The 21,132-nt window shown below is 61.3% G+C and carries 22 protein-coding genes and 2 pseudogenes; 8 read left to right on the top strand and 16 right to left on the bottom strand.

The annotated features are described in order from the left end of the window. Positions 1-11 precede the first annotated feature (11 nt). Entirely contained in the window at positions 12-1,250 is a 1,239-nt protein-coding gene (locus tag AC3WMU_RS07680) for an efflux RND transporter periplasmic adaptor subunit (RefSeq protein WP_492282128.1), read from the bottom strand. Between the two features lie 442 nt (positions 1,251-1,692). On the opposite strand from AC3WMU_RS07680, the gene AC3WMU_RS07675 reads away from it, so the two are divergent. Next, a complete protein-coding gene (locus tag AC3WMU_RS07675; protein ID WP_424625882.1) occupies positions 1,693-2,691 on the top strand; it encodes a GlxA family transcriptional regulator in 999 nt (332 codons plus the stop codon). Between the two features lie 115 nt (positions 2,692-2,806). Here AC3WMU_RS07675 and AC3WMU_RS07670 read toward each other — a convergent pair whose 3' ends face one another. The 7 genes from AC3WMU_RS07670 to AC3WMU_RS07640 form a co-directional block, all read right to left on the bottom strand. Next, complete coding sequence (locus AC3WMU_RS07670) at positions 2,807-3,565, bottom strand: SDR family NAD(P)-dependent oxidoreductase (RefSeq protein ID WP_492282127.1); 759 nt, start codon at positions 3,563-3,565, stop codon at positions 2,807-2,809. 38 nt (positions 3,566-3,603) lie between these two features. Further along, a complete protein-coding gene (locus AC3WMU_RS07665) occupies positions 3,604-3,813 on the bottom strand; it encodes an SDR family NAD(P)-dependent oxidoreductase (protein ID WP_006223141.1) in 210 nt (69 codons plus the stop codon). Positions 3,814-4,334: 521 nt separating this feature from the next. Further along, positions 4,335-5,339, bottom strand: a complete 1,005-nt coding sequence (locus AC3WMU_RS07660; RefSeq protein WP_492282126.1) for an alpha/beta hydrolase — start codon at positions 5,337-5,339, stop codon at positions 4,335-4,337. A gap of 189 nt (positions 5,340-5,528) precedes the next feature. Beyond that, on the bottom strand, positions 5,529-6,608 hold the full coding sequence (locus AC3WMU_RS07655) for an alpha/beta hydrolase (protein WP_006223139.1): 1,080 nt from the start codon (positions 6,606-6,608) through the stop codon (positions 5,529-5,531). Between the two features lie 2 nt (positions 6,609-6,610). Continuing rightward, on the bottom strand, positions 6,611-7,435 hold the full coding sequence (locus AC3WMU_RS07650) for a carboxymuconolactone decarboxylase family protein (RefSeq protein ID WP_234704750.1): 825 nt from the start codon (positions 7,433-7,435) through the stop codon (positions 6,611-6,613). Between the two features lie 180 nt (positions 7,436-7,615). Then, positions 7,616-8,509 (bottom strand): LysR family transcriptional regulator, encoded by an 894-nt coding sequence (locus tag AC3WMU_RS07645; RefSeq protein WP_006223137.1) that lies wholly within the window; start codon positions 8,507-8,509, stop codon positions 7,616-7,618. 5 nt (positions 8,510-8,514) lie between these two features. Continuing rightward, positions 8,515-9,417, bottom strand: a complete 903-nt coding sequence (locus tag AC3WMU_RS07640) for a LysR family transcriptional regulator (RefSeq protein ID WP_006223136.1) — start codon at positions 9,415-9,417, stop codon at positions 8,515-8,517. Between the two features lie 159 nt (positions 9,418-9,576). Here AC3WMU_RS07640 and AC3WMU_RS07635 point away from each other — a divergent pair, with 159 nt between their 5' ends. The 4 genes from AC3WMU_RS07635 (at position 9,577) to AC3WMU_RS07620 (ending at position 12,492) form a co-directional block, all read left to right on the top strand. Further along, positions 9,577-10,566, top strand: a complete 990-nt coding sequence (locus tag AC3WMU_RS07635) for an aldo/keto reductase (protein ID WP_492282125.1) — start codon at positions 9,577-9,579, stop codon at positions 10,564-10,566. Between the two features lie 16 nt (positions 10,567-10,582). Continuing rightward, the gene (locus AC3WMU_RS07630) at positions 10,583-11,035 is read left to right on the top strand and encodes a flavodoxin (protein ID WP_280027576.1); all 453 of its coding nucleotides are present in this window, start codon (positions 10,583-10,585) and stop codon (positions 11,033-11,035) included. A gap of 41 nt (positions 11,036-11,076) precedes the next feature. After that, positions 11,077-11,928, top strand: a complete 852-nt coding sequence (locus AC3WMU_RS07625; RefSeq protein ID WP_492282124.1) for an aldo/keto reductase — start codon at positions 11,077-11,079, stop codon at positions 11,926-11,928. Between the two features lie 90 nt (positions 11,929-12,018). After that, entirely contained in the window at positions 12,019-12,492 is a 474-nt protein-coding gene (locus AC3WMU_RS07620) for a (R)-mandelonitrile lyase (RefSeq protein WP_492282123.1), read from the top strand. An 88-nt stretch (positions 12,493-12,580) separates the two neighbouring features. Here the strand turns inward: AC3WMU_RS07620 and AC3WMU_RS07615 are convergent. The 5 genes and pseudogenes from AC3WMU_RS07615 to AC3WMU_RS07595 form a co-directional block, all read right to left on the bottom strand. Beyond that, positions 12,581-12,751 (bottom strand): annotated as a pseudogene (locus AC3WMU_RS07615) (transposase); the annotation flags it as partial. Between the two features lie 47 nt (positions 12,752-12,798). Next, positions 12,799-13,545 (bottom strand): lysozyme inhibitor LprI family protein, encoded by a 747-nt coding sequence (locus tag AC3WMU_RS07610; RefSeq protein WP_492282122.1) that lies wholly within the window; start codon positions 13,543-13,545, stop codon positions 12,799-12,801. 439 nt (positions 13,546-13,984) lie between these two features. Beyond that, on the bottom strand, positions 13,985-15,001 hold the full coding sequence (locus AC3WMU_RS07605) for a hypothetical protein (RefSeq protein ID WP_006223098.1): 1,017 nt from the start codon (positions 14,999-15,001) through the stop codon (positions 13,985-13,987). A 395-nt stretch (positions 15,002-15,396) separates the two neighbouring features. Continuing rightward, a complete protein-coding gene (locus AC3WMU_RS07600) occupies positions 15,397-15,831 on the bottom strand; it encodes a hypothetical protein (protein WP_492282121.1) in 435 nt (144 codons plus the stop codon). 142 nt (positions 15,832-15,973) lie between these two features. Then, a pseudogene (locus AC3WMU_RS07595) lies at positions 15,974-16,300 on the bottom strand (transposase); the annotation flags it as partial. A 64-nt stretch (positions 16,301-16,364) separates the two neighbouring features. On the opposite strand from AC3WMU_RS07595, the gene AC3WMU_RS07590 reads away from it, so the two are divergent. After that, positions 16,365-16,715 (top strand): DUF2185 domain-containing protein, encoded by a 351-nt coding sequence (locus AC3WMU_RS07590; protein WP_492282120.1) that lies wholly within the window; start codon positions 16,365-16,367, stop codon positions 16,713-16,715. 163 nt (positions 16,716-16,878) lie between these two features. Here the strand turns inward: AC3WMU_RS07590 and AC3WMU_RS07585 are convergent, their stop codons facing one another. Next, the gene (locus AC3WMU_RS07585) at positions 16,879-17,808 is read right to left on the bottom strand and encodes a LysR family transcriptional regulator (protein ID WP_492282119.1); all 930 of its coding nucleotides are present in this window, start codon (positions 17,806-17,808) and stop codon (positions 16,879-16,881) included. A 144-nt stretch (positions 17,809-17,952) separates the two neighbouring features. On the opposite strand from AC3WMU_RS07585, the gene AC3WMU_RS07580 reads away from it, so the two are divergent. Next, positions 17,953-18,357, top strand: a complete 405-nt coding sequence (locus AC3WMU_RS07580; protein ID WP_492282118.1) for a RidA family protein — start codon at positions 17,953-17,955, stop codon at positions 18,355-18,357. A 9-nt stretch (positions 18,358-18,366) separates the two neighbouring features. Here the strand turns inward: AC3WMU_RS07580 and AC3WMU_RS07575 are convergent, their stop codons facing one another. Next, positions 18,367-18,936: a hypothetical protein gene (locus AC3WMU_RS07575; protein ID WP_492282117.1), complete on the bottom strand. Its 570-nt coding sequence runs from the start codon at positions 18,934-18,936 to the stop codon at positions 18,367-18,369. Positions 18,937-19,228: 292 nt separating this feature from the next. On the opposite strand from AC3WMU_RS07575, the gene AC3WMU_RS07570 reads away from it, so the two are divergent. Further along, positions 19,229-20,062, top strand: coding sequence for a DUF4189 domain-containing protein (locus tag AC3WMU_RS07570; RefSeq protein ID WP_492282116.1), 834 nt, complete (start codon positions 19,229-19,231; stop codon positions 20,060-20,062). 43 nt (positions 20,063-20,105) lie between these two features. On the opposite strand, the gene AC3WMU_RS07565 is transcribed toward AC3WMU_RS07570, so the two are convergent. After that, complete coding sequence (locus AC3WMU_RS07565; protein WP_492282115.1) at positions 20,106-21,104, bottom strand: tripartite tricarboxylate transporter substrate binding protein; 999 nt, start codon at positions 21,102-21,104, stop codon at positions 20,106-20,108. Positions 21,105-21,132 lie beyond the last annotated feature (28 nt).

Genomic DNA, 21,132 nt, shown 5'->3' with positions numbered 1-21,132 from the left:
CCAGCGCATCGTTACGACGCGGACGCGGGCTTGCTGCCGGAAATGAGAGGGGTCGAGTTCCCCATCCCGCTTTGGGAGGCCGCCGATTCCGGCTTCGTTTGTACTTTTGCGCCTGGAATGGCGTGTTGTTGCCCGGCGACGATCACTCGGTCGTCGGCGGTCAGGCCGCCACGTACGATCCTGAGCCCATCAATGAGCGGGCCGAGTTCGATGGCCCTGACGAGCACGGTGCCTTCGGCGGAAACGGTAAGAACCGTCTTGCGCGTCTGGTCCATCTGGACCGCGGAATCGGGGATCAGCAAGGCAGGCGTGCCGGATCCGCTTGCTAGCCTCATGTTTCCGAACAATCCCGGTGTCAGGAACAATCTCGGATTCTCGATCACGGCACGCATCCGTATGGTCCCCGACCGGGGGTCGATCCCGTTATCCGTGAAGTCGAGCCTGCCGCGCCAGGCGTAGTCAGGCTCATCCTGAAGACGTATCTCGACCTGGGTTTGGGCTGCGCTTGGTTCCTGTGCGCGCATAGCTTTGAGGTACAGGGCTTCCGACGCGTCGAATGTGAAATAGATCGGATCCAGCGCGTTGATGGTGGTCAGGCGGGTGCCGCTACCGGCCTCTCCGCTCATGACCAGGTTGCCCGGGTCGACGCGTCGGTCAGAGACTCTGCCCGTAATGGGCGAGCGCACCTGGGTGAATTCCAGCTCAAGTGACTTCAGCGCGACGCGGGCTTGAGCGCCGGCGACGTTTGCCGTTCCCGTCCGCACACGCGCCTGCAACTGATCGATGTCGCTCTTTGAAATCGCGCTGTCGCCCGCCAGTCGATGCGCTCGCGCGAGGTCGGCGCGTGCCAGCGTGAGCTCGCTGGTCGCGCTCGCGAGGCCGGCTTGCGCCTCGGCGTAGGCGGCCTGGTAGGGGCGCGGGTCGATGGAGAAAAGCAATTGGCCCTGCTGGACGATTTCGCCGTCCTTGAAATGCACCCCTACGATTTGACCCGACACCCTGGGAAGGACTTCCACGCGGCGGCTCGCTTCGAAACGGCCGACATAGTCGTCCCATTCGATAACGGTGCGCTGCACCGGCAATGCGACGGATACCGTGGGAGGCTCGAAGGTACCGGCCGACAACGACTTCTTGCCGGGCAGTAGAAACAAGGCGCATGCCGTTGCGGTGGTGAGCCCCGCGGCAAGCAGAGCCACGCGCAGGAAGGTCGGTTTTGCTCCCGTGCGGGAGGGAAGGCGTGGACGGGTCATGCGGCTGCACTCCACGCAGGGTTGAACTCTCTATGCTTCATGTTGGATATCGCTATGTAAGAGGACTCGAATGCGCCATGCGTATGTCGGCCACGCTTCCACGGCCTATCCGTTGGCACAGACGCTTTCGTTGGCCCGAGACAATCCGCCCGGCGCGTGAGGGAGTCGCGTCGAGCGATGTGAATCCGGGTTATCCCAGGCTTTCAACGAGTGCAGATTCTCCGGCCGGAGAGCCAATGGCAAAAGGACTAAGTTCCCTCCTTTAGAGCCATGGCGCGCTTAGGTCTGGCAGACTGTGCCTTGTCGTGCCGGCGTGGCGGTTTTTGAGGTATATATGTCTTACCCGCCACCATGCTGGCTGTGTACCATCAGATCTGGTCCACGCACCGACCGGTAGCCAGGATGCGGTGGAGCCTGCTTCCGAGCGTTGTGCAAGAGTGTTATGAATCCAACATCATCAAGCGCGAGTCCCGCTTCGCGGGACGTCGCTTTCCTTGTATTCCGCGACTTCCAGATCCAGGACGTGACCGGGCCGCTGGCGGCGTTCGAGGTGGCCAGCAGGCTCCTGGGCGACGATGCTTACAGATGCCAGGTCATATCGCTAGCTGGAGGACCCGTTCAAAGTTCGGCGGGCCTGGAAGTCACCACGTGGAAGGCCGGATTTTCCGCCTACGACACAGTGATCGTGGCGGGAGCCGGCCTTGGCGCCTACCCCGACGACGCATTGCCGGAAACCTGCGACTACTTGAACCACGTCGTCGCCAAGGGCGCTCGCCGCATCGCAAGCGTATGCACAGGGGCCTTCATTCTGGCTGCGAGCGGCCTCTTGGACGGCCGGTGCGCGACGACACACTGGAAATACGCCGCCCGTCTGCAACGGGAGTACCCCCGGGTGAAAGTGGATGGCGATCGGATCTTCACCCGAGAAGGTGGCATCTGGACGTCAGCCGGCGTCACGACTGGCATCGACATGGCGTTGGCAATGATCGAAGAGGATCATGGCGCCGACTTGTCTCACGCGGTCGCCCAGATGCTGGTCGTCTACCATCGCCGGCCCGGCGGGCAATCCCAATTTTCGGCCATCGCCGATATGGAGCCCGAGTCGGACAGAATTCGTAATGTGCTGACTTATATACGTGAACACTTGCACGAATCATTGTCGACTGAGCTCCTGGCTTCCGTGGCCTGCCTGAGCCCCCGGCAGTTCGGCCGCGCCTTTCTTGCCGAAACGGGGGAGACACCGGCCAAGGCCGTCGAGCGCCTGAGAGTCGAGGTGGCCAGGCAGCGCGTCGAGCGTGGCGCGGAGCCTATCGAAATCATCGCCCACAAAATTGGTTTCACCGATCCCGAAAGAATGCGCCGGGCATTCATTCGCGTGCTTGGCCATCCGCCGCAGAGCATCCGGCGCATGGCATCCCGGGAAGCGTCTCCGCTTGCCTGACTATGGTTCCCACCCGGGAGTGGAGCTAATCCTTTAATCCGGCGGCCGTCCGGACTGGCATGCCCAGTAGGTGCCCAGCGATTGTTGCCGCGGAAGGCCCCGGTCATCCAGGCGATTAAACGTGCTGGCCTCCGTTCACGTCGATTTCCGCGCCATTCACATACGAGGCTCCGTTCGAACAAAGGAAGAACATCACTCCTGCGATTTCTGTTGGATCGCCCAGCCGGCCCATCGGCACGTTCGCCTGAACCATGGCCTCGGTGCCTGGAGACAAGATGGAGGTGTCGATCTCGCCGGGCGCGATCGCATTGGCCCGGATTCCCATCGGACCGAACTCGAAAGCCTGTTCGCGCGTGAGCGCTGCGAGGGCCGCCTTAGCGCAGGCATAAGCCGCTCCTGCGAAGGGATGAACGCGAGAACCCGCTATCGACGTCACGTTGACGATCGCGCCTTGCGCTATGCGGAGTTCCGGCAGGAGTAGACGGACGATCATCGCTGCGGAGAAAAGATTGACGTTGAAAAGCGAAAGCCACTCTTCATATGCCGTCATGCTGACGCCCTTGCGCCCGCCGTTCGCCAGTTTCGGTGAAATCGCGGCATTGTTGATAATCGCAGCCAGTTTCGCGCCGCCCAGGCGCCGGCGAACTTCAGCCGCGATCAGCTCATACGAGCTCGGGTTCGCCAGATCGGCGGTAATGTGGTCGTCCACGCCGCCCACCCACGCGCATTCACTCGAAAAGCTCGCCCGCGATACCGTCAAGACACGCCACCCTCTATGGTGAAACAATTTCACTGTCGCATGCCCAATACCACGGCTCGCGCCGGTTAGCAGCAATGTGGGCTGCGCTATTTGCTGAGACTGGCAGGGTGTCATCTGCACTATCCTGGAATGAGCGATGAAGATTGAACGCGTCAGGCGTTGATTCCGCCGTCAACGACCAGGCCGGTGCCTGTGATGTGGCGTCCGTCTGGGCCCGCAAGATAGGCCACAGCTTTCGCGACGGCACTCTTGTAGGTGATCACGACGTCCGCGCCGCGAGCAGATAGCTCCCGCGCAATCGCCGCGCCGATCCCCCGCGCCCCGCCGGTGACGATCGCCCGCTTTCCTGAAAGATCATGCATACATCGCTCTCTTTTTGACGTAGACGCCAGCCTTCGCATAGGCAATGTCGAAGTTTCACCCTACTGGTGTTCTGCGTAAAAGACGTTGATCCCTCAAATTTCGCCAGCGCGGCCGGCGTCCTTTTGCAGGTACGCAACCTATCCGTTGGCGCGGGGGGGGGCATAGCGGCCAGGGTGCGGCCAAGCCGAAGGAGTAAAGCCTAACCTCTCAGCAGTGAGGCACCGGACCGATCCGAAAATGACGCAACCCGTTAAGTCTCCCTGCGGTCCAGTTCCTTCAAATAACCCTAATGGACCGCACGCGCCCAGCGTCCGCTTCTTGCCGGGAGCCGTCTATGACGACAAGCCGCTCCCGACCCGGAGCGGCCGTTCGTTGTCTGTCTACGAATGACTGCTACGCCGTGAAAGTGATTGCGGCAACTGCGAACGAGTCTCCGATTCGACGCGAGAAGAAATCTCTCCGGATCGCTTGCAAGTGGATAAATCAGCCCATTGCGACTAGCACCAATTACCCTTGCAGATCACAGGGTTCGAGCGTAGAACGGCTTGAGTTGACCGAGCGCGGCATCCACATACTTGGGAATCCAGTAGGTCTCGATGTGGGTCGCGCCTTCGATCAGGAACAGTTGCTTGTCGTTGGTTCCCGTGGCCTTCGGGAAGGCGTCTTCGGTCATATACAGGCTGTCCGCTTTGCTGCCGGCGATCATGAGCAAAGGCTGGTCTATCAATTCGATCTGTTCGGTTGCATCCCAGCGCATCAGATCCAACAGGCTGCTGGTTGTGTACTTGAAGGTCGAGCCGGGGTGGGGGTGCGTCCTCCAGTAGTACTCGTAGCCCTGCCGGTACATTTCGAAGGGCAGCGCGGCAATCTGTGCATCTGTCATGTCGGCGTCGCCGGAGTACGGGATCTTTCCTCCTGCCTTTTCCTGGGCGCGTGCTTCGGACGCTTGCTTCAGGCGCTGTTGGATTGTGTTCAGTTGAGAATCGGCGAAGCCATTCCGACGAACCCGGCCGGAGTTGAACATGCTGAGGGTTGCGATCGACTTGAAACGCTTGTCGGACTTTGCCGCGGACAACGAGTAGCCGCCTCCGCCGCAGATGCCGAGTAACCCCAGGCGCGTGGCATCAACACCCGGGTACTGAGTGATGAAGTCCGCTGCGCCGTGGATGTCCTCTATGCGGAATTGCGGCTTGTCCGTGCTGCGGGGCTCGCCGCCACTGCCGCCCTGATAGGCGGCATCCATCGCGATCGTAATGTAGCCAAGTTCGGCCAGGTGCTGGGCATACAGGCCAGCGACCTGCTCCTTCACGCCGCCATTGGGATGGGCCACTACGATTGCGGGATATTTCCTCTGCGCATCGTAGTTCGACGGGGTGTAGACGTTGGCAACGATATCCAGGTCGTTGAGCTTGTACTTGACCGGATGAATATTGACCTTGCCCGGTTCATTCTTCGAGAGGGCGCCGGCGTAGACCAGCGTAAAGGGATTCTTCTTGTAGTCGGCTGCGGCGGCGGTGGCGCTCATTATTGGAACTCCTATGATTGCACTGGTGACAGCGAACGCGGATGCGCCGAGAAAATCGCGTCGGGTTCTGCTGATAAATGGATCTTTCATCTCAATTCCCACTGTTGTTGATGGCGGCGGCTGGTGTTGCGATAGCTGGGCCGATTTCCCAATGCCTAGGCGATGCATCAGCCTGCAGTTGCGCGCTTGTCAATCCAGGCCTTTCGCGGCAAGAAACCGTGACACCAGATCGGCGATCTGGATGTTGTTCAGGTCGGACATCAGAAAATGTGTGTTGCCCCGAATGCCGACTTCCGGCAGGTGCACGAGCTGCGCGTGGCCACCATGTTTGTTGATGGCGGCGACCCAAAGGCGGGCCATGGCCAGGCGCACCCGCCAGTTGTCCTGTCCGCGCTCCGTGGTCGGCTCGGTCGGAAAGTTGTCGCCGTAATAGATGATGATCGGGATGCGCGTGAGCTTCTCGAAGTCTGCCAGCGGCACGGCCTCGGGCGTAAGCGTCCCTGCCGCGCTTGGCATCGCGGGGGGAAGCTCTCCTTCAGGGAAGATGAACCCGCTACCGGGTTCCAAGGCGACGATTCCCTTGACGTTCTTGCTTTTGATCGCGGTCAACCACCCAGGCCCGCCTGCCTGAGAATGCGATATCAGGATGCTGGGCCCCGTCTTTTCGAACAGCGCGGCCATGGCGTCCGAAATCACCCCGGCATCGAAAGGACCGGTATTGGGCGTGACCGAACGGAAGAACTGATCCAGCGTTTCAGGCTTGCGGTCGAACTGCACGTTGTCGAAGTACCTTGGCCATTTGCCGAGCCGGAATTGATCGAAGAACAGTTGATCGAAGGGGGTGGGCTCGATCGTGGTTGCCACGGTGCTATTGCCGGCGCGACCGCGGCGAGGCTGATCGACGAGATAAACCGGAAAGCCACGACGCAGAAAGAGGGTCTGAAAACCTTCGCGGCCGTCTGACGTCGTTTCCCAGCTACGCGCCGATTGGTAAGCACCATGCAGCATGACCAGCGGCAGCGGTCTGGCGTTCTGCGGGACCTGATAGAAGGCGTAGAGGTGGTCGCCGTGGAATGTCTGCCCTTGGGCGGTTGGCTTGTTGTTGTCGTACAGCCCGGGCTTCTGCACGACGCGTCCGCCGACAGCGAAGCTGCCTTGTTCCTGGATGACAAGCGGACCGCTGGCATTGCGTGGACTGTCGGGAAGGGCTGTGCAAGCCGTCATCGAGCTCAGTGCGATGCATGCGAGCAGGGTCTTGGTGAGGTTCATGTTCAGCGCCCCGAGGTCGCGGCAAGGGCCTGAGTCAAGGCCGCATCCGCACGCTCCGCGGCCAGTTTGTCGCCGCGCTCAGCCAGAATCTGGGTCAACTGGCGCAACTGCGCTGCCGTCAAGCCTACTCGCATGCTGGCCCGCATGTGCGAACGCAACTGCGCTTCCACGCCGGGCGTAGCCGCCAGCGCCCCGACAGTGGCCAATTCGCGGCTCTGCCAGTCGAGGTTGTCGCGTTCGAAGATGTCGCCGAACAAATGGGCTTGCAGGAATTGATTGATGATGGGGGCAAAGTCCATGACGGGGCCGGTGACCGGTGCGCCTGAGATGCGGGTCTGATTGGCCTTGCCTACCGCTATGAGTTCGTCCCCGGTGGGAATGGCGCGGCCAGGTTCACGTCCCGGTGCGTCTTGAATCCCGCGTTGCTTGCGTGCCTCGACCACCTTCAGGAGTTCGCCAAGCGCGTTAAGGCTTTTAGGAAAGCCGACGTATGCATACAGCTGCACCAGGATTTCCTTAGCCTCGCTGATGGTCATGCCGGCGTCAAGCCCTTGGTTCAAGGCCGTGTTCAATTGGGGCATATCGCTTGCGGCCATGAAGGCGGCGATCAGGGGCACGGCCTGCTGTTTCGCAGACAAGGTATCCGAGGCGGCTTGTGCGGGCATCGCTTGCGTTGCCTCAGTTTTTGCTGTGGCATGACCGTGTGCGAGCGTTAGCCCGGAAGTCAGTGCCATCACAACACCCAACCTGCTGATCGCAGGCTTGTAAGCAGGCTTTTTTTGAATCATCGGTGACAGCTCCATCCCGTTGCTCGGATTGGCCGGCATGCATATCAGCCAGGGGTGGCGGCATGGTGTCGGCGAAAGGCAAAACGCCGGATGAGGGCTTGAGTTTGCCTTTCCTTTCTGGGAGCTGAAATGCTACGGGATGCGGACGCTTCGATTAAGCCCCTGATTCCGCATTCACTACTGAGGTGAACTCATAAATGAGGGCGAAGCCGCCAACCGCTATGCGCGATGTCGCAAGGCTTCGACAATGACGGCCAAAGCGCCGGAGGATTGGCGTCGGCTGGGATAGTACAGGTGGTACCCCGGATAAGGGCTGCACCAGTTGCGCAGGACACGAATCAGCCGCCCCGCGGCGATGTCCTCCAACACCATATCCTCCGGAACGTAGGCCAATCCGCAGCCCGCCAAGGCTGCCCGGACAATTGAGGAACTGTTGTTGAACACCCATTGGCCGCTGACGGGGTACTTGGCCTCTTCGCCATTCCGGTCAAGATCCCAAGGAAGGAAGCCTCCATGCGTCGGAAGTCGCAGCCGGATGCAATCGTGTCGAGTCAGGTCCTGGGGCGAGCGGGGTGTGGACCGTGCGGCGAAGTACTCGGGCGAGCCCACCACCGCCATGCGCAGGTCCGGGCTGATGCGTACAGCGATCATGTCCTTGGCGACTTGGTCTCCCACTCGAACGCCGGCGTCAAAGCGTTGGGAGACGATGTCCGCCATCGTGTAGTCGATGCTGATCTCGACGTTGATGTCGGGATAGTCGCGCATGACCTTGGACAGCTTGGGCCAGAGAACGCTGGTTGCTGCATGTTCGGCGGACGTGATGCGGATGGTTCCCACCGGCTTGTCGCGCAGATCCTTGACGGCCGCCACCTCGGCATCGATGTCGTCGAAACGAGGCGCCACACTGTTGAACAGGCGTTCGCCCGCTTCGGTGGTCGCAATATTGCGAGTGGTGCGCGTCAGCAGTCGGACGCCCAGCCGGGTTTCGAGGCCGCGAACGGCATGGCTCAAGGCAGAGGGCGATACGCCAAGCAGGGCGGACGCCCGAGTGAAACTGCCTTCTCGCACGACATGAACAAAGGCGAGAACATCGCTGAAAGTCTCCAGGGCCATATCAGTCACACCTCTTTCTCGGGGTGACGCAATGCGTCGATCAGCACGGTCATTGCTCGGGACAGATGCCGGCGGCTGGGGTAATAGAGATGGTATCCAGGAAGCGTCGGACACCAATCCGCTAGGACCGTCCGCAGGCGGCCCTTCGCGATATAGGGGGCAGCCATCTCCTCGGGCAGATATCCAAGGCCAAAGCCGGCCAGCGCCGCCTGAAGGATGGGCGGGGTCCGGTTGAAGACAAGCGGCCCATCGACTCGAACGCTGATCTGCTGTTTGCCCTTCTTGAACTCCCACGCGTAGAGTTCCCCGTGGCTCATCAGCCGCAGATTGATGCAGTCGTGGTCGGCCAGGTCTTGCGGTTTCAAGGGAAGGGAGCGCCTGGCGAAGTAGGCGGGTGAGCCGACGATCACAAAACGCAAGTCGGGGCTGATACGCACCGTGGTCATGTCCCGGGCCAGATCGCCGCCGAGGCGCACGCCCATGTCGTAGCGCTCCGCGACGAGATCGACGAAGCGTGATTCCGCGTTGATCTCGACCTTGATCAGGGGGTACTCTGGAAGCACTTTCGCAAGCCTGGGCCAGAGCACGGTGTCGGCAGCGTTCTCGCTGGCAGTGATGCGGATCGTGCCGGCCGGCTTGTCCCGCAGTTCTCCGACGGCCAACAGCTCGGCCTCGATTTCCTGGAAACGGGGAGCGATGTTGTGCATCAATCGTTCCCCGGCCTCTGTCGGCGAAACGCTTCGGGTGGTGCGCGTCAACAGGCGAACGCCCATCTTGGCCTCAAGGGCTCGAATCAGATGACTCAATGCCGATTGGGAGACGCCGAGTTGCGCCGCGGCACGCGTGAAGCTCTGTTCACGAGCGACCGCAATGAATGCCAACAGGTCGTTATAGCTGTTTTTCGCCATCTATGAGTTCACCTCATAAGTATTTGCGGATTTTACTCTCTAGTGCTGGCTACTCATGATGGCTACATTGGCTGATATAGAGATGCCGCCAGGTGTCCGGCCCGTATGGCGAACTCTGGTGGGTCATATTGGACGGGCGCGTTTGAAGGAGTAAGACATATGCAACAGCGGACACTTGGAAATAGCACGTTGGAAGTTTCAGCCCTCGGGTTAGGGTGCATGGGCCTGAGTCACGGTTATGGGCCGGCCACGGACACCCGGCAAGCGGTATCGCTGATTCGCGCCGCAGTCGATCGCGGGGTGACCTTCTTCGATACGGCGGAGGTGTACGGCCCCTACCTCAACGAGGAGGTCGTGGGCGAAGCGCTGGCCCCTGTGCGCAACCAAGTCGTAATCGCCACCAAGTTCGGTTTTACCTTTGGCGACGACAACAAGCAGCAGATCCTAAACAGTCGCCCCGAGCACATCCGTTGGGCCGTCGAAGGTTCTCTCAAGCGCCTGAAGACCGACGTGATCGATTTGCTCTACCAGCACCGGGTTGATCCCGACGTGCCCATCGAGGAAGTCGCCGGCACAGTCAAGGACTTGATCGCCGAAGGCAAGGTCAAGCACTTCGGCCTGTCGGAAGCGGGCGTACAGACGATCCGCCGCGCGCACGCTGTGCAGCCGGTCACCGCCTTGCAGAGCGAGTATTCGCTGTGGTGGCGCGAGCCGGAGCAGGAAGTCTTGCCGACCTTGGAAGCGCTCGGCATCGGTTTCGTCCCCTTCAGTCCATTGGGCAAGGGTTTCCTGACGGGCGCCATCAAGGACGGCGCAACTTTCGGCAGCGACGATTTTCGCAGCAAAGTACCGCGCTTCTCGCCGGAGGCGATCCGGGCGAACCAGGTCTTGGTGGACCTGCTGGGCCAGATTGCCAGGGACAAGGGCGTAACCGCCGCGCAGATCGCACTCGCCTGGCTGCTGGCGCAAAAGCCCTGGATCGTGCCTATCCCTGGAACCACCAAGCTGCATCGCCTGGAAGAGAACCTGGGCGCCGCCTCCGTTGAACTGTCCGCCACCGATCTAAACAGGATCGCGCAGGCCTTGGCGGACGTGAAAATTCAAGGGGACCGCTATCCGGCCGCGTTGCAGGCCCGCGTGGGTCGATGACATCAAGGAGGCTTGGATGACTGTCGCCCATGATTCGACTCGACGTACGGTGATGGCTGCGCTTGTGGCGCTTCCGCTGGGAGCCGCGACCACGGCATCGAACGCTCAGGGCGGTGAGATGCGACAGCTGGGCTCGCGGACACTGGTGGTCTATTTTTCGCGATCGGGCAATACGCGCGTCGTCGCCGGCCTGATTCATCGTGCCCGTGGCACCGATCTGTTCGAGATCCGGCCGGCCAGTGCCTATCCAGAAGACTACGAGCAAACGGTCGAGCAAGCTCGCAAGCAGACCGAGAGCGGATACAGGCCGCCTCTGGAGGCGACGGCGCCCGCCATCGCGGGCTACGACACGGCGGCTACGGGCCAGGGAACAGCAAGTCAGTGCTGGCAAACGATGCGCCGAAGGCGCGGCTCCTCGATGGTTTCATCATTGAAATGGACCAGGAGCGGCGGACGATGGAACGCGTGACGAGCTGGCTTAGCGGCGTCTCGCAAACATAGGAGCTAACCATGCAACAAGTGACTTTGAACAATGGCGTCGTGATGCCCATCCTCGGCTATGGCGTTTTCCAGATTCCTGACCCGCAGGAATGCGAGCGCTGCGTGGTGGAGGCCATCGGCACGGGCTATCGGCTGATCGACACGGCGGCGTCCTACCTGAACGAGGAGGCGGTTGGCCGGGGCATCAAGAATGCCAGCGTCCCGCGCGCCGACCTCTTCGTGACGACGAAACTCTGGGTGCAAGACACTGGGTATGAGCGCACCCAGCAAGCTATAGACAAATCGCTGCGTCGTTTGCAGCTGGACTATCTGGACCTCTACCTCATCCACCAGCCATTTGGTGACGTGCATGGATCGTGGCGCGCAATGGAAGACGCCCTGAAGGCCGGCAAGGTTCGAGCTATCGGCGTCAGCAACTTTCATCCCGACCGGTTGATGGACATCATCGGCTTCAACGATGTCGTGCCGGCGGTGAACCAGGTGGAGGTCAATCCGTTCCTTCAGCAGGAAGGAAGCGTGGCCTTCATGCGCGAGAACGGTGTGCAGGCCGAGGCCTGGGCGCCGTTCGCCGAAGGTCGCAACAACCTGTTCCAGAACGAAGCGCTGGTGGACATCGGCCGCAAGCACGGCAAATCGGTGGGGCAGGTCGTGCTGCGCTGGGGGACGCAGCGCGAGATTGTGGCGCTGGCCAAGTCGGTGCGCAAGAAACGGATGGAAGAGAACCTGAGAGTGCTCGACTTCACCCTGGATGAGGCCGACATGGCCCGCATCGCCCAGCTCGAGACCGGCGAAAGCAGCTTCTTCTCGCATAGGGATCCGGCCATGGTGAAGTGGATGAGCGAGCGTCAGCTCGACATTTGACGGGCCGTGGTCAGCCCTGTTCTGAAGACAATGAAATGAACAAGGAAATCAAGCGAACACCATGAACCAATCAAAGCGATTACAGAAAGGATGAACATGAGACTTCCCGCAGCAGCCCTTGCCTTGTCCCTCGGCGCGTCGGCCGTCTATGCCGCCGAACAGGAGCCGATCAACGTTACACGGGTCGGTTCCAACCCAAGCAGCGCGGGTGCGGAGCAAAACTTCACCGGATCCGTGTTTGTGGATTCGCGCTTTCAAGCCGCTGCGCCCGCGCGCGTGGGGGGAGGCGTTGTTACCTTTGCGCCAGGCGCACGCACAGCCTGGCATACGCATCCATTGGGCCAGACGCTCGTCGTCACGTCAGGTGTGGGGCGAGTACAGAAATGGGGCGATCCCGTGCAGGAGATCCGCCCCGGCGACGTCGTGTGGATTCCTCCTGGCGTCAAGCACTGGCATGGAGCCGGTCCGACGGTGGGTATGAGCCACATTGCAATCGCTGAATCCCTAGATGGGAAGGCGGTGGATTGGATGGAAAAGGTCAGCACGGACCAGTACGGGGAATGAATGGTGATCCCCCCATTTTTGGCGATTGTGGATTCAGACGCTCAAGCGCAGCTCCTCCGGCATTGGGTCTGATCTCCTGTGACTCTTTTTCGTACCCGGTAAAGCGCCTTTCGTGCTTGGGGATCAGGGTCGGGGTGAACGAGCCGTCACGGTCGTGCGGACGCTCCACGCGCGCCGGACCATGCTCGGTCTGCACCGTCTTGCCGCTGGCGCCGTTGCGCTCGTTGGTCTGGCCCTCGGGCTTAGCCCCGCCTGTTGGAACGAGGCCTCGCACACAAAATCACGGACAGGCCCGGGCGCTTGCCATCAACCGCCATAGCATTGCGCGTAAGTAAAGTCGACCAAGCGCTTGTCTGAGGCATCCTGGGGCGTGGTCGGCTCTACTTGGAAATGCCCGAACATATCGTCGTTGCAGATCCTCACGTTCTTGCGCTGCGTACCTTCCTGCAATACGCAGGAGCCGCCAAAACTGTGATTACCCCCAGCGACGCCAACCGGTAGATCAATTAGCCGGCTACAACCGATGATTCGGCCGTTGTGCTTCTGATACGCCAACGATTGGTTGAACGATTCAACACGGGAGTTGGGATCACGAATCGACACAACATTAACGCATTCGCCGCTAACGGTTTGGTTGCCTGGCAGCTTGCAGTCTGAGTACACCTCGCCATCCGCAATATGTTCCTCATTACGCGCTAGCATCGCGATGCGGGTTGTGTATGCCTGCTGCAGGCAGGCGCTGTCTTGACAAATGTCACGAGCGTATTTGATCCAATTGCGCTGTTCTTTAGTCAACTCTTTCTTGCCATAGGCATCGGTTGCGGCTAGTGCTGCTTCATAGGCCCCTTGCAATTTTCCATCCAGCGCGGATGTCTCGGCATCGCTACAGATCAACCTTTCCGTAGTGCCCACGGCCTTGTTGCAATCAAAACTAGCGGCTTGGGCACCCGTCCATAGAATTGCAAGGCCTAACGTAAAGAGAAGCTTCATCGCAGGTGCATACCGTGTTTTCAGTGCGTAAGCGGGTGGGCGTGTTGAATGCGGCTGGGTCATGATCCTATCTTCTCAAGTTGTATGTGGATGATGTCTTGCTTACAGCACAACACATCCCCCTCGTGACACGTCAAATCAGCTTAACCGAGCTAGTGCACATCTCTGGTCTTGTGATCTTGTCGCTGGAGCATCAGAGGCATTCTTATTCCAATACCCGGCTCAGTTTTTACCAGATCTAAGCTGACGCCTGTGCCTTTACCAACTAAAGCGGCGGCTCCATCACAATCTTCAAGAGACCTGAAGCACACTCCTCATGTCGGTCGGGTGGGATCCGGGATGCATCAATCCTCGGTTTGCTCTGCCATCTCAAGGACATCAGAGACCCCGATTCCGAGGTAGCGAACCGCCGCTGAGGGAGTCGCTTACGATCAGATCGCCCCAGGCACTATCTCCGGTACTGGAGACCAACTGGGCATGGGCGGGATGCGCGACAGTGCGCTTATAGCGTCATGGTGGGCTGGTCTTCGATCTGGAAGAACAAGGCACGCGGCCCCAGGAAGTCCGATCCGTCCAGATACTCGAACGCGACGCCCTGGCCCGGTGCGGCCTCCTGACCGAAGTGCTCCACCCGGTACATCACGCCGCCGATGCGATAGTTGTGGACCAGCGTGAATACGCCCGGGTTGGTCGTGCGCATGCGGTAGGTCACGATCTCTTCGACCAGGCCGCGCACTCCGTGCTTGTAGCGGGCGCGCTTCAGCCTGGGGCTACGCATGCCCAGGACGAGTCCCATGAGTACGAAGAATGGGGCCAGCAGGATCAAGGGCCCCAGGAACAGGCTGCCGGCCAGGGCTACCAGGGCGAGCGCGTAGAAGAGCTTGCGCGCGCCCAGTTCTTCCTTGCGCACAGTCTCGCGGTCGGCATCGCTGACTTCCTCGACCGAATTCCAGGCCTGTGCGCTCATCGGGTATTCGGCCCGCAGCAGCACCGGCGGCTCGCCGGGCCGCAGCGTCAGCAGATGCAGGCGCACCGGCAAATCTGTCAGCGCCGCGGCCGTCAGGGGCCGCGAGCCGTTACGGGTGTCCCTCGTGATCTCGTTCCAGAACGGCAGCGCCACGTCCACGCGCTGCTCGCCGAAGGTGTAGCAGATGCCCGGCCCTTCGGACGGGCCGAAGCCGGTCAGGTGTCCGGAAACGATCTGTTTGGATAGTCGCCCCGTCAACGCCTGGTTGAAGCGTCGCCAAGCGCGCGGCATGCGCAACAACCTGCGTCCAAGAAAGACCGCGAAGCCCGCCATCGCCACCGCACACGACAGCACCACCATGCCTTCGGCACCGCGGTGCAGACTGCGGTCGGACACGAACAGGGCGACGCACAGGATCGCGCTGCTCGACAGCAGCAGGAACGTCAGGCTGGCGAACACGGCCGTCAGCGATCTGCCGCTGCGGTTACGGCGCAGCAGCAGGATGTCCTCCTCAGCCAGGGGTTCTTCCGTGACTTGCAGGATTGCACTCATACTCGCGTCGCCGTCTCCATTGTCATGCCGCGCCCCGATGATAACTGCCCATGGTGGTGATCGTTGACAGAGCCGGGGAGAGACCGCTCACGTCAGCCGATTCTGCTCGGGAAGATCCGATAAAGCCGGCTGCACATCACGGCTCCTTCACGAGTGCCGTGGACCGCTCAGTGCGGTCCTTGTGCCTTGCCTATAGCTGCCGTTCACCAATGTCCGCAGGAGGTCTTAGAGCGTTTGACCTGTGTTAGAGCGCCGTTGTCGTGGGCCGTGTTGAAGCAACGCACGAAAACCCGGTAATTGCCCCGTTCGCGCCCCTTACTGGGCCGAGATATACAGACAGATCGGAATGTTCGTGGCGTGCCGCAGGCACTAACCCGCGCGATATGGAAGCAGGCTCAGCATAAGCCCTGATCGCGGTACTCACCCGGTGCCCCCAGCACGGCGCAAAACTTGCGGTTTTCGCCGGAATAGGTGTGGTTGGCGTGGATGGTCAGCGTGGCACCGGCCAACCCGACCTTCTCTGAATTGCAAGACCAGAAGCCGCTCGAGATTTCCTTGTATGACGTCCTGGCGACGAGGCGCGGCGGTTGCCCGGGTTGCTTATTTCCGGATGTCGTAGTGGTCAACCACTCGATCCAGACATGGCAGCTCACATGCTCGAAGCCCACGTTCTCCAAGATCACCCGGTAGGAGCCCTGCCCGTCGCGGGAATGCCAACTTCCGCCAGTCAGCGTCCCCAGGAGCTCCGCTTGATCCCCGTCAGTTTCCGCGACGGAGGGAGCCATCACCAGGAACGAAAGGCTTAGCAACGCTGCGGCAAAGATTTTCATGATTCGGATTGCCTGTCGAGAATCGGCGTGAAAGGAGTGATGGACGGCACGGCGGGGGAGTAACCGGCCCCGGCATTGGATGTCAATCCGAACGTCGGCAAGGCCAAGCATGTCTTGAACATTGATGATGCTAATAATCGCACTAATCCAGCCACGATCCTCGACAGGGCGGCATTTTATGAACTGAACAACAAGCATAACCGGCAGGTATTGCAGCAAGTCGCATCCGAGGTCGAAGAGCGGCGAGAGTTTCTGGCAGTCGCTCATAATCTCGGGTCAGCCGTCGGAAGCGGTTGAGCCAGCCGAAGGGGCGTTCGACCATCCAACGGCGGGGCAGCAGGATAAACCCCTTTTTAGCCTCAGGTAGTTTGACCACGTGTAGATCAATGCTTTGGGCTCGCGCGGCCTTGGTCGGGTGTTGCCCCGTATAGCATTGGTAGGCAAACGCGACGCTGGCTGTTTCGCCGGTCACGGCATGTAGGGTCAGTGTGCCAAAATTTGGTTAATTGCCAACTCTCAACTCGGAGAGACAGATGGAAAAGAAATTCAAGCTGACCGCGGAAGAAATCAAACCCTTGGTTATCGGCCGAGGTGGATGCATTGCCACCGACCGGATAACAGTAGAGGGTTTTCCGGTTCGGTTCATGTACCGAGAGGCACCAGACAACAGTGTTGATAGCGGTTGGCGATTCTTGAGCGGTTTTGAGGATAACGCTTACATGGACGATCCCAAGAATCATGGAGTCCATGACGTCAATACGATTGCTAATTTCGACTCGAGTATCGTTCCGCTCCTTGATGCCCCAGTGGGTAGCGTCTATGAGAAGCCTCCAGAATCCGAGCGGTTCCTCGCCGTCCATGATTGGTCTCCCCCGGAAGAGTGAGGTGAGACCAAGAGTCTGCGAAGCAGTTTGTTGATGCCAGTTTTGTTCAGCAGGCTGTCCGAACTGAGCATGTCCGCTCCTGGCCGATGGCAGTCGTTCATCAGCCGCGTCTAGCTCACAGCCTCTGTAAGGTAGGCCAGAGGGACTGGGTAGGTGGGGGACCTCACGACGTGATGGACCCAGCAGGCGCTGGCACATAGTGTCCCATCAATTCCACCACCCAATCGATGAACAGGCGCAGCTTGGCGCTGACGTGCCGGTTCGGCGGGAAGGCGATGTATAGCGGCATGGGGTCCAGGCGCCAGTCTTCGAAAATCGGCACCAGTTCGCCGCGCGCCAGGTAGGGCCGGACCATGTATTGCGGCAGCCACAGCACGCCCATGCCGGCCAAGCCGGCGGCCAGGTAGGCATTGCCGTCGTCCACCGCCAGCACGTAGCGCCCGTGCACGTTGACGCTTTCGTCGCCGCGGTGCATGGCGTAGGGAAAGGCGCGGCCGATGCGCGACCACAGGTAGCCGACGATCCGGTGATGCGTGTCTTCCAATTCCTTCGGGTGGGATGGCAGGCCGGCGCGTTCCAGATAGCTGGGCGCGGCATAAACGCCCAGTTGCAGGTCGGCCACCCGGCGGGCCATCAGAGACTGGTTGGTGATTTCACCGCCGCGCACGACGCAATCGACGTTCTCGCCGATGACATCCACGATGCGGTCGCTGACGCCCATGTCCAGCTGGATGTCGGGATATCGGGCGTGGAAAGCCGGTAGTGCGGGGATCAGGATCATGCGGGCAAGCGGGCTGGGCACGTCCACGCGCAAGCGTCCACGGGGCGCGGCCGAGGCGGCGGATAAGCCGGTTTCGGCATCGTCCATGTCGGCCAGCAATTTGACGACGCGTTCGTAGTAGGCGGCGCCGTCGGCGGTGACGGCGACCCGGCGCGTGGTCCGGTTCAGCAGCTTGACGCGCAGGCGCGCCTCCAGTTGCTGCACCAGTTGCGTGACGCTGGTCTTGCTCACGTGCAGCGTTTCCGCCGCCTTGGTGAAGCTGCCGGCTTCCACCACGCGGACGAACGCCTGCATCGCATCGAATCGGTCCATGCCCGGCTCCAGGGGGTGTGCAGATTGTTTGGATTCTACAAACAGTGATGGACAACGTTGCCCGTTTATCGGGCCCGGCCCGGTCTTTACAGTGAAGCCATGGTTAATGACGGGCCGGTTCCGGCCCATTGATGGAGCTTACTGATGACTACGCGCGACGTCGTTTTTCCCCCGGGCCGCCAGGCGCTTTACGAACGCAACCGGTATTCCCCGGCGATCCGGTCCAATGGTTTTCTGTTCGTGTCGGGGCAGGTGGGCAGCCGCGAGGACGGCTCGCCGGAGCCGGACCTTCAAACGCAGGTCCGGCGGGCGTTCGACAATCTGAACGTCATCTTGAAAGCGGCCGGTAGCACGTTCGACGACATCGTCGACGTGACGGTCTTCATGGTCAATCCCGCGTCTCAGTTCGAAGCCATCTGGCAGGTGGTGCCGGAATACTGGGGCGAGGCGCCGCATCCGACCCTGACCGCCGTGGGCGTGACGTGGCTGTACGGCTTTGACTTCGAGATCAAGGTGATCGCGAAACTGCCGGAAGCCGCCAAGGGCTGATCCCGCCGCTTACTTCACGACGTAGTTGTTCGCCTCGTTTTCACCTGCCCACTTGCGCAACGCGGCAATGAACTCCGGGCACACGTTGCCGTCGACGCTGGAGCTGACGATGACGCTGTTCTGCATCTGCATCAGCACCTTGCATTCATAGACGCGCGACCGGTTCTGGTAGTGGCCGGTCGTGTTGGTCTGGAAGACGGGGGTGGCGGCGGTGGTGTTGGTGGCGGCGATCATGCCGACAACCTGCTGGCTGGAGCCGGTGGTGACCCATTCCGTGTAGGGCGCGGTCTGATAGTCGGACCACTCCAGCTCGACGGTGTTGCCTACCGTGCGCGTCCTGGACGGTTCGCCCAGGGCCGCGATGGCGTCATTGATCGAGCGGCCTTCCATGTTCTTGGCCACGTTCACGCTGGGCGAGAAGGACAGGCCCGACTTGAACACATTGCCCAACGAGGGCAGCGCGGAACTGCCGCCCGTCGGCATCGGCGCGCAGCCGGCAAGGCTGGCGGCGGCGGCAATCAGGCTGGCTGCTCGCCAGAGCGGCTTGCGGCGAATCGGGGAGGGCTGGGGCGACTTCATGGCGTGCTGTCGATGCTCCGTGGCGGATCAAGGTGGCTCAACGCGTTTTGTTTCTTTTCGTGACCGAGGGCTGTCTGAGCCGCAGACACCGTCTGGTGGCGCATGCGCCTGCCGCTGTCGGTCTGCTTTCAGAAAAGTTTGACATTTTTACCGGAAAACGGGGCCAGTAGCCCTTCGCGGTCTGTGAAATTTGTTACGTAATATGCCGGCAGGCGATATTCACAGGGGGACGGACCAGAGGAGCTTCTTGCTAAGATCGTCCCCGCTCTCCACTCGACCCCTGACTCCGACGATGATGTCTGCCCGATTCCTTCTCCTGATCCGTGCCGCGTTCGCCGCTCTTGCTTTGGTGGCGGGCCTGGCCTCTCCTGCGGCGCAGGCTGATACGGTCTATGGCGGCGTTGCCACCGACGGCAAGCACGACAAGATTTATTGGGTGATGCCGGAAAAGACGAAGCAGTGGGCCGATATGGGGGCGATCGCCGAGTGCAAGCGGGCGGGCGGCAAGGAATGCAAGGTGCTGACCACGTTCTGGGACAGCTGCATGGTCTATGCGCGCAATTCGCGCCAGGACCTGTTCCCGGGCAACAGCGTGTCGCCAGAAATGGCGGCCAAGAAGGCCATGCGCCGCTGCACGGCAGGCAGCCCGGACGGAAAGTGCCGGTTGACCACGATGCCGTTGTGCGCGGGACCGGCCTATAGCGCCGAAGACCTTGCGGCCCCGAAGCGGGCCAAGCCCGCCGACGTGGAAGCGCTGTCGGCCAAGATGGACAGCCGCGGCTACTGGGGCGCCGTGGCTGAAAACGGCGATGGGGGCATGCTCTATGCGGACGGCTATCCCACCGAAGACGAGGCCGTCACCATGCTGTTGAAGTGGGAAGATTGCAAGGACTGCCGCAAGCTGCTGACCTACAAGGACAGCTGCGTGGGCATGGCCTGGGTCAAGGGCAGCGAAGGCCGCGGCACGCGATTCACGGCGGTGAACACCGATGCGGTGTCGGCGCGCGAGACGTCGCGCACCACTTGCACGGCCAAGACGGGCGCGCCGGCTTGCGTGGCCATGGTGCGCTGCTCGGGCCGCGCCTATATCGACGGTTACCCGGGCGAAGACGTCAAGGCGCAGTAAGCGCTGGCGGCCCAGGCCCAGGCCCGGTCTGGCCGCACCCGGCTTATTTGTCCAGCCAGGGGGCTTCCTTCCACAGCGTCTGGAAATCTGCCTCGCCGGCCGCCAATTCATGGGCGTAATCGGCGGGGGCCAGGTAGCGCAGCGGGGCAAACATCTCTTTGGCTTTCGCCTGGAACTCCGGATCGTCCACCGTGCGCTTGACCGCGTCGACGAGCTTGCCGCGCACCTCCGCCGGCAGTCCCTTGGGGGCGGCCAGGCCGCGCAAGGACGCCAGTTCAAAGTCATAACCCTGTTCCTTGAAGGTGGGCACGTCGGGCAGCGCCGCCGAGCGCGTCTTGCCCATCTGTCCAAGGAAACGCAACGGCGTGCCGCCTTTCTGGTACTGCAGCGCCTCGCCGACGTTGATTGCGCCGATCATGATCTCGCCGCCCGCCAGCGCGCCGCGCACTTCGCCGGCGCCCTTGTAGGGAATGTGGCTGAGCTTCGTGCTTGACGCCCGTTCGAACCGCAGCATCGCCAGATGGTCGTCCGACCCCGTGCCGGTCGTGCCCACCGTGACCTTGCCGGGGTTCTTCTTGGCGTACGCCGACAGGTCGGCGAGCGTCTTCAGTTCGTTGTCGCGGCGCACGGTGAAGGCGCCGGGATCGTCGATCAGATTACCCAGCAAGTCATAGCTTTGCCAGGTGAAGTTGGACTTGCGTTCGATGGGAATCGTCAGCAGGTTGGGCGTGTTGATGAAGCCGATGGTGTAGCCGTCGGCCTGGGCGCGCGCCAGTTCGGTGAAGCCGATAGCGCCGCCTGCGCCCGGGCGGTTCAGCACCACGATGCGGGCGTCGTTGCCCAGGTATTTCTGCAGGAACGGCGCCATCATGCGCGCCACCAGGTCAGTGCCGCCACCGGGGCCGTAGGACACGATCAGGTTGATGGGGCGCTCCGGGTAACCGGCGGCCTGGGCGCTGCCGCCAAAGAAGGCGGCGCCCGACAGCAGGGCGGCGGACGCGGCCAGTGCGCGCAGCATGCGGCGCTTGTTGGGGTGTTGCATGGTGTCTCCTCGCGGGATGGGTCGGCGG

The sequence above is a fragment of the Achromobacter sp. FW305-C-13 genome (genome assembly GCF_058783475.1).
Note: the sequence above shows the minus strand (reverse complement) of the source record. Positions and strands in the feature narration are given on the sequence as shown.